Here is a 14,657-nt window from a genome sequence, read left to right as displayed (position 1 = left end):
GTGGAGTGGTGCCTTTGGAGTTGTGGCACCACTCGGCTACCGGCTTGCTGCCGAGTACCAATCCTGCCGCATCCGAATCAGCAGTTGCTCGGCGGCTTGTTTATCTGGCGCTTCCGGCAAATTGGAGGCGGCAAACGCAGCTTCCACGCGCATTACCAGCGCCTCGGCTTGTTCCACTAATGTTTCATATTCAAACTCGCCTCGCCGAATTTGCAGCAGAAAATCTCGGTTGGGCCGGCGCACGTGTAGCTGACCAGTGAGGGCAATTTCTTCGGCCATTTGCAGGAGTCGAAATACATGCAGCATATTCTTCGCGTCGTAGTTTTTGCCGTGTTGCACCGTGTTCTCATAGCGCTCCGCATTGCGCTTTTTTACCCACTCGTGGTACTCCCGAAACACGCGGCAGTAAGTGCTGTAGCCGTTGCGGTTGAAGCTCAAGTACGCCACTGGCTCCTGCCCTTTCGGCACGGCCGACAGCAGCACATCCTGGGAGGTTTCGGGGTCGCGCACCAAGCCTCGGTAGCCGTGGGGGGCTTTTTTATCCTCGACAAACAGCGCGTATAAATCCGTAAGGTGGGGCACGTTGGCTAGACCGCATTGGGCAATACTGTAGCCGTGGTGCGCGAGCCACAGCTGCACCGGTTGCGCCCCGGCGCCCACCGTCACGTAGCAAAAGTCCAGCACCGACTTTCGGGTGGGCGGCTCGGGATGATTAATTTTCTTATTCAAGCCTCGCGCCTTCCGAATCTGGGCCACGGCGTACTCGGCGAAGCTCTGGCGGCAGAGCTTCGACAGGAAATCTTCGGCCCGAAATGCCGCGAACAACGGATGCCGGGAAATAACGCAGTCGGGAGGCGTGCCCAGCAGTTCCAGAACGGTGGGGTTGTTTTTGAGCAGTAATTCCACGAAGCGGCGCAGCTCGTAGAACACCTCGTCGTTGGTTTCATTGGCGACCTGAGGCACGTAGTCGAGGCCGTAGAACTCGGTTTCGGGCAGAATGAATACGCCTTTCAAATCAGTATCCGAGTGGGGCAGATGGGTACCGTAGGCGCGGCTCCCGCTGATGGCTTCAAAAAGAATCAGGCCGCGCTGGCGCAGGTCGGAGATGGTCATAGAGATTGTTTGTGACGTGAGGCCTCACGTTAAGCCTTCTTTACCAATCGCCTAAATAATGCATCCACCCCTGAAACGGCCCCAGCAGCCGGAACTAGCAATGTATTACGCACCGCTTGACTAGCCTCATATTCCTCCCGCAAAAACATCAGTAACTCCGACGGCGACGGCACGGTAGTTTTTTCATCGGCCGTGGCTTTGCAGGCCAACAGTTCATCGACACTTGCATTCAACGCGGCCGGCAGTAGCTCCCGCAACTGCCGAAACTCCATGGGGGGTAAATCGGCGGGCCGCTCCCGAATCCAGCGGGCCGCAAGGGCCGAGCGCAACGCGTAAAATAACCGCTTCAGCCGCACCTCCTCGCCCGTCAAATCATCTTCCACTCCGCGTCGCACTAGGCCCAGGTAGTGGTGTAAACCGGCCCGCGGATTAAAGCATCCACCCATAAACGGCTGCAACGCCGCCCGAAAATCCAGCGCCTCCCGATACACTACCGGCGACTGTAGCCACTCAAACAACGCTGCGTTGGAGCCGCGCAGCAGTTTCAGCGCCTTGCGCAGCTCCCAACCGGCCAAATCGAACTCTTCATCCACGGGGAAGTTGAGCGTATCGGGCCCTTCATCCAGCGTCAGGTACCAGTCGGTGGGGTGCGCGTAGATGAAGCGCACGTCGTAGTCGCTGTCGGGCGAAGGGAAGCCCCAGGCCCGGCTGCCTGACTCGCAAGCATAGAGGACGCGAACGTTGTGGGTAGCTTCGAGTTGGGTGAGAGCCGTTTGGATACGAGCGTGCATAGGCTGCAAGATGAAGGATCTGGGCGTAGAATTCGTAAGCGAATATCCGCTACTATTGATAAATCGAATTTCTTTTTGCCAGCCCGTCCTCAATTCCCTCGAAATTCGCTATTTGGACTTCGAGGTTAAACAGCCATACTCACATGCTACACATCACTCGTTCTGTTGCCGCTGCTGGGCTGCTTGGCCTAGCGCTAGCCGGCTGCCAGTCGCAACCCGCTTCCAACACTACCGAGGCTTCTCAGCCCGAAGCTTCAGCTACCGCCACCACCGAAACCGCCGCTTCTACCGATACCATCAGCTCGGCTAGCATCAGCAAGTACCTGCAAGCGGTGTCGTCGGATGAGATGATGGGCCGCAAGCCGTTTACCGTGGGCGAGGAGCGCAGCACTAAGTATCTGGCCGACCAATTCAAGCAGCTTGGCCTTAAGCCCGGCCCCGATGGCAGCTACTTTCAGGCCGTGCCGCTGGTGGAAATAACCGGCACCCCGGCCGCTACCATGCAGATCAAGGGCAACGGCAAAAGCCTGAACCTGCAATACAAGACCGATTTTGTAGCTTTCACCCAGCGCGAGCAGCCCCAGGTAGCCGTCACCAACTCGCCGCTGGTATTTGCCGGCTACGGCGTGGTGGCCCCCGAATACGGCTGGAACGACTACGCCGGCCTCGACGTGAAAGGCAAAACCGTAGTGGTCTTCGTAAATGACCCCGGCAACGCAGGCACCGATACCACCTTGTTTAAAGGCAAGGCCATGACCTACTATGGCCGCTGGACTTACAAATACGAGGAAGCCGCTCGCCAAGGCGCCGCCGGCGTGCTCATCGTGCACGACACCAAGCCGGCCGCCTACCCGTGGTCGGTGGTGCTGAGCGGGGCTATCAGCCCTAAACTGCGCGCCCAAACCGCCGACAAAGGCGCCAGCAAGTGCGCCATTGAAGGCTGGCTGACGCTCGACGCGGCCAAGCGCCTCTTCCAAGCCGCTGGCCAGAACTACGACCAGCTTTACACCGCTGCTAATCAGAAAGGCTTCCGTCCTCGCCCACTCGCGGGCCTCACGGTTTCAGCCAGCATTCAGAATAAGCTGCGCCGCCAGACCAGCCGCAACGTGCTGGCGATGATACCCGGCACTACTCGTCCCAATGAGTACATCATCTACTCGGCGCACTGGGACCACTTTGGCGTGGGCAAAGCCATTGCTGGCGACTCCATTTACAACGGCGCTGTGGACGATGGCACTGGCCTCGCTGCCCTGCTGAGTATTGCCGAAGCCTTCCAAAAAGCCCCCAGAAGCCCGCCCGCAGCATCGTGTTTCTGGCCGTGACGGGCGAAGAACAGGGCCTGCTGGGCTCGGCTTACTACGCCCAGCATCCGGTGTTTCCGCTCAACAAAACCGTGGCCGACCTGAACATGGACATGCTCTGGCCCTACGGCAAGATGAAGGACCTGACCGTCATCGGCTACGGCCAGTCGGAGCTGGAGGAGTACGCCCGCGCCGCCGCTAAGGAACAAGATCGCTACATCCTCCCCGATCAGACGCCCGAAACCGGCATGTTCTATCGCTCCGACCACTTCAGCTTCGCCCACGTCGGCGTGCCCTCGCTCTACGCCAGCGGTGGCTTCGAGAGCCGCACCCGTGGCAAGGAGTACATCGCTGAGCAGCGCCAGAACTACACCACCAACATGTACCACAAGCCCGCCGACCAGTTCGACCCCAAATGGGACCTATCCGGCATCGCTCAAGACGCGCAGCTGTACTTCCGCGTAGGTCAGCGCTTAGCCGGAGAAACGACGTTTCCGCAGTGGAAAGCGGGGTCGGAGTTTAAGGGCGCGCGGGATAAGAGTATGAGTGTGAAGTAATGAAAATACTGTTAGTCTTGGTGACGTGCGCACTACCGTTCACGGGAATAGCTCAACGTGCTCCAACCCCTCCAAAACCTAAGGCAGTTACTCTGCTTCATATTGAGGAGACAGCCTATCTAGCAACTGAGAGGAAATATATAATTACCTCCGATTCTCTTGTTGTAAGAGATGAATCCGTGGGAGCTACAGATACACTTTACACAAAAAGGTTGACCACGAGTGAGCGAAGATGGCTATTCGCCTCCTTCGACAAAACGTACTTATCTGCTATCCAAGAAAATTACGAAAGCCCAAGTACCACCGGTCATGATTGGCATTATCGCCTTGCCATATATAAGGGTGACGCTCTGCGAGTAGTCAGTATTTATAAAGCAAAAGTTGACTGCTTTTACACATTTGCTCAACGGTTCAACCTACTAGTACCTGAACCTTATAAACTTCATTATACAGCAGCCTATTTCAAGATTTAATTTGCTGTGTTAAGCTGTAAATAAACTTTACCGCTTCATAGGATCCGTTCAGCGAATCGGTAGAACTTACACAAGCTGGCTTTTTTTGGCTTCTAAACAGCTTCCTTATCATTTATATGTACAAATTAATTCTGGCTTTCCTATTGTTGGTTTGCATTAACACTTTAACAGGATGCATCAGTACACACTCTCGCATTACACTGCCTCCACCACGTAACGTCGCATTTCAAAATGCCTCTTGGATAATTGTAAGCACCCCCGACAGTGCAGCAGTAGCTTACGAAAATTTGCTGCGAGGTTTGACAAATATGGGTTATGGAATGAGGGATACTAGTAGTAAAAACTGGTTTTTATATACGAAATCTAAAAAGGTTAATTACATAGTTGGTTTAGCATTACAGGTAACAGTGGAGCCGAAAAATAATTCTAGCAACATAGTAATTGCGGGCAAGTTCGTTGCCATTGATTCTACTGGAAAAGAAGAAACAGACAGCAGAAAATGGGTATGGATGAAATATGGGACAGATAACCCATTACAAAGGCAACTGTGGGATGAGGTCCACCAGATAGTGGTGCAGTTATTTCCTAGAGCTCGGATTAGCTATTATTAAGTAATTGAGAACATATTGTCCAATTAATACCTACCTATGACAACGCATACCTAACAGCCTCACTCTCCAATCCCAACACGCCAAATACGCACTGGTGCACCTTCCGCAGTGGGGCGCCGGCTAGGAGATGCTTTATCCTGTTTAGTAGAAATCAGACACACCTAAACAACCCTCCAGCCACAACCCGCATCTTAGCTGCATGAAGAAACTCTGGCTACTGATGCTCCTTACGGCTGCTACCCACGCGGCCCACTGCCAAATCGCGCCGGCCCCGCTCCCCGATTCCGTTCAAACTTTTCTCGACAAGAGTCTGACGCTGCTGGAAACCTATTCGCTCGAACGCAGCACCGTCGATTGGTTCCAGCTGCGCCAGACTGTGTACCAGAAAGCCCAGGGAGCCCAATCGGTGAGGGAGCTGCTGCCGATTTACCCGTATGTATTCGAGCAGCTCAAGGACGACCACGGCTGGCTGACCTACAAGGGTAAAACCTATAAGTGGCGCAACACCGCCCGCCCAGCCTACACCAACGCCGCCGTGAAGGAGGCACTGGCTAAAAAGCCCGGTATTCTGGTCAAAATGCTCCCCAACAACGTCGGCTATATTCAGCTGCCGGGCATCAATGCTGGGGGCAGTCTGCAAGCCATGCGCGACGCGGCGAAAGTGGTGCAGGATTCGCTCTGCCGCATCAACTCCAATAAGGTAAAGGCCTGGATCATTGATCTGCGCTTGAACGACGGCGGGGCCATGGCGCCTATGCTGGCCGGTATCGCGCCCTTGCTCGGCGACGGCCACTTGGGGGGCTTTGTGGACAAGGACGGCAAGCCCGATCAGCAGTGGTACCTCAAGCAAGGCAACTTCTACATGGATACATTGCAGGTAACCACGCTCCAGAACCGCTGCCCCGTCAAACGCACCGACAAGCCCATTGCCGTGCTGCTCAGCGGCATGACCGCCAGCTCCGGCGAGATTGTGGCCATCAGCCTAAAAGGCCGGCCCGCCATCCGCTTCTTCGGTGAGCCCACCTACGGCGCTACCACGGCCAACGAAAGCTACCGCATCAGCGGCTCCTCCTACCTCACCATCGCCGGCCTACTGGAAACCGACCGCAACAAAACCACCTACAAAACCAGCCTCACCCCGACGTGCTCATCACCGGCGGCGACAACTTCACCGACCTGCGCCAAGACGCCAAAGTAGCCGCGGCGCTGAAGTGGCTGAAGAAAAGCCGCTAGTTTCACCCATTTGTCACCCCTTACTCGTTTGTCATCCTGACGCAGGAAGGACCTTATCACGTCAGCGCGAGTCGCGCTGACGTGATAAGGTCCTTCCTGCGTCAGGATGACAAATGGGTGGTCTTAGTAATGGACTATAGTTTTGTCGTCTTACAATCCTTCGTCCTGAATTACAACCGCGGGTCCACGGCCTCACTTTCCAACGCCAGCACGCCGAATACGCACTGATGTACCTCCCGCAGCGGGGCACCGGCCACGAAGCGCTCTAAGCTTTCCACGCCGAGGGCAAACTCGCGCAGGGCTAGGTTGCGCTTGGCTTTTACGGCTCGTTCCTTCAGGCGCTCCAGGTTGCCGGGCAGCAAGTAGTCGGGACCGTAGATGATGCGCAGGTACTCGCGGCCGCGGCACTTGAGAGCGGGCTGGACGAGGCCTTTTTTAGTGGCGGGAATGAAGTCGTAGGGCTTTACCACCATGCCTTCGCCGCCGGCGTCGGTGAGGTCGGTCCACCATTGGGTGGCGGCTTCCACGGCGGCGGGGTCTTGCAGATTTACCACGTGGTAGGTGGTGGCGCGGAGCAGGCCGGGGTCGTAGAGGCTGAGGGCGCGCAGGGTTTCCATGTGCCAGGCGTGGTCTTTATCGAAGTAGGTGCGGCCCTCGGTAGCCAGCAGGTGAAAGGGTGCCAGACGCAAATCGTCGAGGCTCTCGACGGGCCAGCAGTAGCGGCGGTAGGCCTCGGCGTAGTGGGTGGCGGCGGTGCGGCGGGCCGAGGTGCGGGCCAGCAGGGCTTCCACGCCATCAAGGCCGCGGGTGGCGGCTTGGGCTAACGTGGCTTCGGCTAGTGGCAGGGCAGCGTCGGCGGCCGCGGCCACGGCGGCGTATTGGTTCTTGATCAGCTCCTGGGCCTTGGCCGACCACGGCAGCAGCTCGGCATCCAGGCAAAGCCAGTCGGTTTGGAATCTCTCCCAAAAATTGCCCCCCGTAAGCGCCGCTTGCAGGCGGGTGAGGAAGGCAGCTTCTAGAGCGGGGTCGGTGAAGAAGTTGCGGCCGGTGCGGGTGTAGCATTTGCCCAGCCCCTCGCCTACCACCCCGAAGCGGCGGCGCGCAGCGTCCTCGTCGCGGGCCAGCACCACCACTACGCGGCTGCCCATGTGCTTTTCCTCGCACACCACGCGCTCTACGCCCTGGCGACGGAAGTAGTCGAAGGCCTCGGCGGGGTGCTCCAGCAGGTCGGGCAGCGGCGAGGTTTCGGTGGGCGACATGGTGGGGGGCAAATACAGCAGCCACTTGGGGTTGAGGGCAAAGCGGCTCATCACCTCCAGGGCGGCCACGGCGTTTTCCTCCCGAATCGTAACCGACGGCAGCAGGCGCGGCCGGATAATTTGCTTGCCCGTCACGTCGCGGATGTCGAGCAAGTCGTCGTGCTGCTGTTGGGCGGAGAGGTCGGTTTGGGTGGCCTCTAGCAGTTGCAGAGCGCGGTAATTCAGCGGGCGCACCGGCTCACAGTACACGCGGGCGGCGGGCACGGCTATTAGCTCCCGCTCGGGGTAGCGTAGGGCCGTGAGCTGACCGCCAAACACGCAGCCGGTATCAATATCGATGGTGTTATTTAACCACTCCGCCTCAGGCACGGGCGTGTGACCGTACACTACCATAGCGCGGCCCCGATACTCGTAGGCCCAGTTGTAGCGCACAGGCAAGCCAAACTCGTCAATCTCGCCGGTCGTTTCGCCAAACAACGCAAACGCCCGCACGGCGCCAGAGCCGCGGCCCTGCATTTCCTCGCGCATACCGGCGTGGGCCACCACCAGACGGCCGCCATCAAGCACGTAATGACTCACGAGCCCATCCAGAAACTGCCGCACCTGGCTTTTAAATGTATCCGATTCGGCGGCGAGCTGCTCCAGCGTCTCGGCAAAACCGTGCTGCACGTTCACACTTTTGCCCCCCAGATGCCGCAGCAGCTTAATATCGTGGTTGCCGGGCACGCATAGGGCCAGTCCATCCTGCACCATGCGCATTACGAGACGCAGCACCTGCGGCGAGGCTGGGCCGCGGTCAACTAAGTCGCCGAGGAAGATGACACGGCGTTCAGCGCTATTAATCTCTGCCCTAGCTCCGTCTTGAAAGGATGCAGAGCTAGATGCCATGGGCTTATTATCTTCTCCTGAGGCATCTCCTGACGCTTCAGCAGCAGGCCCAGAGCGGCGTGTCACCCGCACGCCCAAATCCCGCACGTCCACCACCGGCTCTGCTTCCACCACATAGCCCAGCTTATCGAGCAGCTGCACCAGCTCATCGTAGCAGCCGTGCACGTCGCCGATGATGTCGAAGGGGCCGGTTTCGTGCTTGCGGTTGCTGTAAAGCGGGTCGCGCTGAATAGTTTGCACGGCGTCGATTTCCTCAGCACCGTGCAGGTGGAAGATATGGCGAAAGCCTTCCTGTTTGAGAGTTTTGAGGCTGCGGCGCAGCTGCTGACGTTGTTGGGGCACCACGTGGCGCGGCATGTGCCGACGCTCGGGGCGCGTTTGGTTGCGGTCCTCGGCCAGGCGGTCGGGCACGTCGAGAATGATGACGGTGGGCAGCACGTGGTAGTCGCGGGCCAGCTGCACAAGCACCTTGCGGGCCTCGGGCTGCACGTTGGTGGCGTCCACTACCGTGAGCAAACCGCGCTTGAGGCGCACACCCACCAGGTATTGCAGCAGCGCAAAGGCATCAGGCGTGGCCGATTGGTCGTTTTCATCATCGGCCACCAGGGCCCGGCAGTAGTCGGAAGACACGATTTCAGTGTCTTTAAACAACCGACGGGCAAACGTACTCTTCCCCGCCCCCGACGTACCCATGAGCAGGATCAGCGAGAGTTCGGGAAGTTTTAGGGTAGTCAGAGCCATAAGCGCAAAGCAGGCGTATATTTAGGAATAGCTTATTTGGCAACGTTAACGGGTTTCTAGCTTATTCGGCACGATACGATGGCACATATAAACTCCACATATCACGACTTAGCTAGGCTGGTTTACAAAAAGCTAACGAAGACGAACTATCCGCAGCCCAGCGAGAGCATATTACATCATCTGTTCGAGAACCTGTTTTTTACGAGTCTCAAAACGGAAGAAGGCCAGCTAATTAAGGTTACGGTCACCTTCATCGATCCGGCCGACCCCGACCCCACCCCGCCCGAGCGCATCGTGGCCGACCGCTGGAATTATATCCACTTCCGCAAGCGCATTCCCTTCACCGTCAAGAACATCGTGAAGCTGTCGAAAGCCGCCGACCCCTGGAGTTCGTCGCTGGCCGTGTACTACGACGCCAATAATGAGCTGTTTATCTGGGGAATGATCGACCAAGCAGTGCACTACCAGGACTTTCTGAATTACGAAACCGAATCCGGCTCCGAGCAACCGGGATTTTTCCAGACTACTATATCCGACATCGGTAGCATTTATGTAATGCTTGATTACGAGCTAATTGCCACCCTGAAGCAGAACACGCTAATCAGTAATTATGTCGATGTCTTTAGAAAAGGCACCGTAAATAATATCCTGAAATCATTTTCCGAGCCTTACAAAAAGGCAATTAGAAGTTATATCAAAAAACAATATAAAGATGAAGATCCCAGAGACTGGGATGAGTACATCGAAACTTCTATTATTCAGTCCTTGTCGCGGATTTTGCTCAAAACCCAGAATTATCATCACGGGGGGGCTTTTTTAATAACGCCTTACAAAAAAGCCGGCTTAAATGTGAAACACGAGTTGTCCTACGACCGATTATGCAAGGCGATTATAAATTATATTCAGCTTAATATCTCGCATTACAAGTACTCGAATGCTATTGCCAATGAATTCTCCAAGGACGAGAAAAACTTGGTTCCTGTGTCGTTGTATGTAAGCGAAAACGTATCGGAGGCCAAGAAAAAGGAAACAAGTGACGAAATAAAAGGCGCTATCCGATTCATCTCTTCTCTATCCTGTATTGATGGTTTGGTGGTGCTCAGCACCGATTTAAAAGTAAAAGGTTTTGGCACCGTTATTCGGTCGAAGCCTTTACCGCAGTACGTGTATGTGTGCAGAAGTGCTACCGTGCGTGATGATAAAGTCACGGCCGTTAGTCCTAATCAATTTGGCACCCGGCACTGCTCTATGTTTTCTTACTGCTGGAATAATAATGGTAGTTTGGGGTTTGTTATTTCCCAAGACGGAGATATTCGCGCCATTACCAGAGTAGAAGATAAATTAGTTATCTGGGAAAATATCAAGGTGCAACAATTTATTAAAAGCGAAAAAATAAGCAGGCCGCTTCACATTAAAAATGACCTTGACAAGCAGCTCGCCCAGCCTATTGCAAGTGAGCACCGGGAGGATTAGTAATAGCTGGATACGTTTGACGGACGGCCATGATACTTAACTTAGCCCGGCGGGTACAGGTATCCGTTCGCTAGTCCTTACCCTGCTTTGTCCCTTGCTGTTTGCGTTTATGCTGAAAGCCTCCCTGACCCTCGTGCTACTCCTGACAACGATGCTGGCCCAAGCCGCCGCACCAGAGCCTATCCTTATTACCAGCCCCGATGGGGCCGTGCGGGTCACGGTCAGCGTTACCGAACAGGGCGCGCCCACGTATTCGGTGGCCTACCGGCAAACGGAGCTACTTCGCCCTTCCCATCTGGGTTTGCAGCTAGCCGACGCGGACTTAAGCAAAGGGCTCAAGCTCACCAGCGCCGGCAAAACCGTGCCCGTCACCGACAGCTACACCCTCACCAACGATAAGCGCGCGGCCTGCCGCTACCAGGCCAATCGGCGCGAAATAGCGTTTTCGGGTAGCCAAGGGCGCACGCTCAGCGTGGTGTTTCAGGTGTCGAACGATGGGGTGGCTTTTCGCTATGTGCTGAGGGGCAAATCCAAGGAGAAACAGCGGATTCTAGCCGAAAAAACCACCTTCAAGCTGCCTGCCGCCGCCAAAGGGTGGCTGCACCCACACGCGGTAGCTCAAACGGGCTGGTCCAACACGCAGCCGTCGTACGAGGAGTACTATAAGATGGGTATAGCTGCCGGCACGCCGTCGAGTTTGGGGCAAGGCTGGTCGTTCCCGGCGCTATTTCAGGCGGCCGGGCACTGGGTGCTGTTGACAGAGGCGGGCATGGACCGTAGCTATTGTGGCACTCACCTGGCCCACCTTTCGCCCGATGGCGAGTACAGCATTGCCTTTGCCCAGCAGAAGGAAGGCACCACGCCCACGGCCCCAGTTGCCCCCGAATCGACGCTGCCGTGGAGCACGCCGTGGCGCGTGCTGGTGGTGGGCCCCACCTTGGGCAACATCGTCGAATCGACGCTTACTACTGACCTCAGCGCCCCGGCCAAAATCAAGGATACCGCCTTTATCAAGCCGGGTAAGGCCTCCTGGAGCTGGGCTTTGCTGAAGGATGAAGCCACGGTATACGACGTGCAGAAGGACTTCATTGACTATGCAGCCGATATGAAGTGGAAATATTGCCTGATTGATGCCCTGTGGGACAAGCAAATCGGGTACGATAAAATGGCGGAGCTGGCCACCTACGCCCGCGCCAAAAACGTGGACCTGTTGGTGTGGTACAACTCCAACGGCAGCTGGAATAAAGCCCCCCAGACGCCCATAAACGTGCTTTTCGATCCTGCATCGCGCAAGAAAGAGTTTGCCCGAATCCAGCAAATGGGTATAAAAGGCGTGAAAATCGACTTCTTCGGCGGCGACGGGCAGTCGATGATGAACTACTACCAAGACCTATTGGAAGACGCAGCCCAGGCCAAGCTGCTGGTCAACTTTCACGGCACCACCATCCCTCGCGGCTGGACGCGCACCTACCCCCACCTGATGACCATGGAAGCCGTCCGCGGCTTCGAGTTCTTGACCTTCGACCAGGCCAGCACCGACCAGGAGCCCACCCACTGCGCCGTGCTGCCCTTCACCCGCAACGCCGTCGGTCCCATGGACTTTACGCCCATGTGCTTTTCCGAAATCCCCGGCCGCAACCGCATCACCACCAACGGCTTCGAGCTGGCGCTTTCGGTGTTGTTTCAGTCAGGCATTCAGCACTACGTGGAGGTGCCGGAGGGCATGAAAAAGCAGCCGCCCTACGTGCTTGACTTTGTGCGAAATTTGCCCCCCAGTTGGGACGACGTGAAGTTTCTGGACGGTTTTCCCGGTGAGTATGCCGTAGTAGCCCGCCGCGCCAACAACAAATGGTACGTGGCCGGCATCAACGGCACCCCCTCCGACCGGGCCATCACCCTCGACCTATCCAAGCTGGGCGCGACCAAAGGCGGCACCCTCATCACCGACGGCACCACCAACCGCGACTTCAGCACCCGCAGCTTCACGGGCACGGCGCTCTCGCTGCCGGTAAAAGCACGCGGCGGGTTTGTGCTGGAGTTGAATTGAGAGGAATAAATAGCCTTAAAACAACACAAACTAATTTTCCATACAATATGAAGGTGATTTATTGCGCAATTATCATACTCTTCTCATTTATATCTTGTAAAACTCAATTAGTTCAACATAGAATTCCATTAGATATTTTTTCTACTGATAACAAAGCTCTATTAGGAGTAAAGAGTAAAAACTTTAGAGGCACTATTTTCACTGACAAATATTCATTCCGTTTACTACACGTATCTGATATTGATTCTTCAAAGAGATTCACACCAAATTTGGAACAGTTAAAAAAGTCGAATATATACTTTCTAAAAACATAAAGAGCATAAATTATAAAAGAACAAACCAGGCAAATGGAAACCCAATTATTCACAATAATTTAAACAAATATTTTAGGCAATACGTTGGTTTTATTACAAAAGAAGGAGACATGGTTTTACATATAAATCTATTTTGGGATAAATATTCAATTATAGATAAATTAAAAGGCTATCATGATAATCGGCTTAAATACAACTCTGATTATGCAAGGGTATTTGACGGTGGCAGTTATTACTGGCAAGTCAACGTCAATCTTACTAAAAATCAACTTTCTGATCTACAAATTAACGGCATAGCATAATTTTAAAACAAGTATTAATCACTGCTCAAATACCGCCAACTGCGAAGGCGCCCCTACTTCTGCTGCCTCCGGCCCTAGCGGCTCCACGCGCACGCGGTAGCCGTGGCGCTCAGCAACTCCTGCTGCCCAAGCCGCAAACTGCGCCCGCGTCCACTCGAAGCGGTGGTCTTGGTGGCGGAACTCCCCGGCAGATAGGGTTTCGTAGCGCTGGTTGTAGTCGGCGTTGGGCGTGGTTACGAGCACCGCGCCGGGGCGGGCGCGGGCGAACACCACCTGCTCAAACGCCACTAGCCGGTTTTCGTCGAGGTGCTCAATGACTTCGACTACGGCCGCCGCATCGTAGCCACTGAGGCGCGGGTCGTGGTAGAGCAGGGAGCCTTGCACCAGCGTAAGCCGCTCGCGCTGCCTGGGGGGCATTTCTACGATGTGCAGGCGCTCGTGGGCGCGTTGCAGCTCCCGGTGCGACACATCCATGCCCAGAATGTGCTCCACGTGTGGAATTTTGAGCAGTCGACGCACCAGCTTGCCTTCCCCACAGCCCAGATCGAGCACGCGTTTGGCCCCGAAGCGGCTAATTTCCTCGGCTACGCGGTCGAGGCGAAGATCGTGGAGGCTTTGCTTTTGGACTTGTTCAACGAGGGCCTCACCCCCTAGCCCCCTCTCCCAAGGAGAGGGGGAACTAGCTTTTAGATCTAATTCTAAATCAGATTGACTAGAGCTAGAAATACTAGAGTCTAGTTCTCCCTCTCTTTGGGACTCTGCGCTTAAAGCAGATGCGGGGCTAGGGGGTGAGGCCGTCGTCAGGTCAACTTCCTCCCCTGCCAGCAACCGCTCCAACGCTGGGTCCACGTACTGGCGTAGATTGCGCAGGTAGCGGCGCGTGATAAACTCCCGGTCGGGGTGCTGGGGCAGCCAGTCGCCGCCGCGGTGCAGGAGCTTGTCGGCTTCGGCCTGCCCGATGTAGTAGTGCTTGTCGTTGTCGAGGACGGAGATGAGCACGTAGAGCTGGCTCAGCAAATCGCGCAGACGCAGGGCCGGGTGGCGCAGCCGCAGGGTAAAGTAGCGACTGTCGCCCCAGGCCGGCACAGTGGGGTCGAGCGGGTGGGCTTCGGTTTCGATTTCGTAGCCCAGGGGAGCAAAAAGGCGTTGGAGCTGGCTGGCGTTGGCAGCGGGCAGGGCGGCTACGGTCGCTTCGAGAGGCAAAAGCGTGTCGGGCAGGTCGGGGCGGTCTTTGCAGGTGCCATTCATGGCCGTGTTGAAGGCTTTGACCAACGCCGTGCTCATAAAGGACGAGGCCGCGTAGGGCCGGTCGTTCACGTATTGCTCCAGGGCAAAATCCTCGCCAGCCGGGCCGCGGTGGTTGCGCACCAGCGCCACGGGGTCGATATCGAGCAGCAAAGCGGCCGTGCAGCGCTCCGCGGTGGCTTCGGGGTAGAAGATGTGGGCCTGCCCGTAGGCTATGTCCACCGACTGCAGGCGCGCCGGATTCTTGTGCAGCAAATAGCCCAGATCGGTGGCGGGCTGGTGGGTCGTGGTAATGGTGAGTAGCATAAG

8 protein-coding genes and 1 pseudogene are annotated in these 14,657 nt (G+C 56.0%); 5 read left to right on the top strand and 4 right to left on the bottom strand.

Features of this window, described 5'->3' with window-relative positions:
• Window positions 1-36: 36 nt before the first annotated feature.
• The gene (locus tag EPD59_RS09215; protein ID WP_133272524.1) at window positions 37-1,113 is read right to left on the bottom strand and encodes a DNA polymerase beta superfamily protein; all 1,077 of its coding nucleotides are present in this window, start codon (window positions 1,111-1,113) and stop codon (window positions 37-39) included.
• A gap of 29 nt (window positions 1,114-1,142) precedes the next feature.
• On the bottom strand, window positions 1,143-1,904 hold the full coding sequence (locus EPD59_RS09210) for a nucleotidyltransferase domain-containing protein (RefSeq protein ID WP_133272523.1): 762 nt from the start codon (window positions 1,902-1,904) through the stop codon (window positions 1,143-1,145).
• 143 nt (window positions 1,905-2,047) lie between these two features.
• On the opposite strand from EPD59_RS09210, the pseudogene EPD59_RS09205 reads away from it, so the two are divergent.
• The 3 genes and pseudogenes from EPD59_RS09205 (at window position 2,048) to EPD59_RS09190 (ending at window position 6,044) form a co-directional block, all read left to right on the top strand.
• Window positions 2,048-3,762, top strand: a pseudogene (locus EPD59_RS09205) (M28 family metallopeptidase).
• Window positions 3,763-4,351: 589 nt separating this feature from the next.
• Complete coding sequence (locus tag EPD59_RS09200) at window positions 4,352-4,846, top strand: hypothetical protein (RefSeq protein WP_133272522.1); 495 nt, start codon at window positions 4,352-4,354, stop codon at window positions 4,844-4,846.
• 199 nt (window positions 4,847-5,045) lie between these two features.
• Complete coding sequence (locus EPD59_RS09190) at window positions 5,046-6,044, top strand: S41 family peptidase (RefSeq protein ID WP_133272521.1); 999 nt, start codon at window positions 5,046-5,048, stop codon at window positions 6,042-6,044.
• 205 nt (window positions 6,045-6,249) lie between these two features.
• On the opposite strand, the gene EPD59_RS09185 is transcribed toward EPD59_RS09190, so the two are convergent.
• The gene (locus EPD59_RS09185) at window positions 6,250-8,967 is read right to left on the bottom strand and encodes a polynucleotide kinase-phosphatase (protein ID WP_133272520.1); all 2,718 of its coding nucleotides are present in this window, start codon (window positions 8,965-8,967) and stop codon (window positions 6,250-6,252) included.
• 78 nt (window positions 8,968-9,045) lie between these two features.
• On the opposite strand from EPD59_RS09185, the gene EPD59_RS09180 reads away from it, so the two are divergent.
• Together EPD59_RS09180 and EPD59_RS09175 are read left to right on the top strand one after the other, a co-directional pair.
• A complete protein-coding gene (locus tag EPD59_RS09180) occupies window positions 9,046-10,440 on the top strand; it encodes a putative sensor domain DACNV-containing protein (RefSeq protein WP_133272519.1) in 1,395 nt (464 codons plus the stop codon).
• A 109-nt stretch (window positions 10,441-10,549) separates the two neighbouring features.
• On the top strand, window positions 10,550-12,487 hold the full coding sequence (locus EPD59_RS09175) for a glycoside hydrolase family 97 protein (RefSeq protein ID WP_133272518.1): 1,938 nt from the start codon (window positions 10,550-10,552) through the stop codon (window positions 12,485-12,487).
• A 634-nt stretch (window positions 12,488-13,121) separates the two neighbouring features.
• On the opposite strand, the gene EPD59_RS09170 is transcribed toward EPD59_RS09175, so the two are convergent.
• Window positions 13,122-14,654, bottom strand: a complete 1,533-nt coding sequence (locus EPD59_RS09170) for a 3' terminal RNA ribose 2'-O-methyltransferase Hen1 (RefSeq protein ID WP_133272517.1) — start codon at window positions 14,652-14,654, stop codon at window positions 13,122-13,124.
• Window positions 14,655-14,657 lie beyond the last annotated feature (3 nt).

It is taken from the genome of Hymenobacter radiodurans (assembly GCF_004355185.1).
In the GTDB taxonomy this organism is placed as follows: Bacteria; Bacteroidota; Bacteroidia; order Cytophagales; family Hymenobacteraceae; genus Hymenobacter; species Hymenobacter radiodurans.
This window is presented reverse-complemented; position numbering and strand designations above follow the sequence as displayed.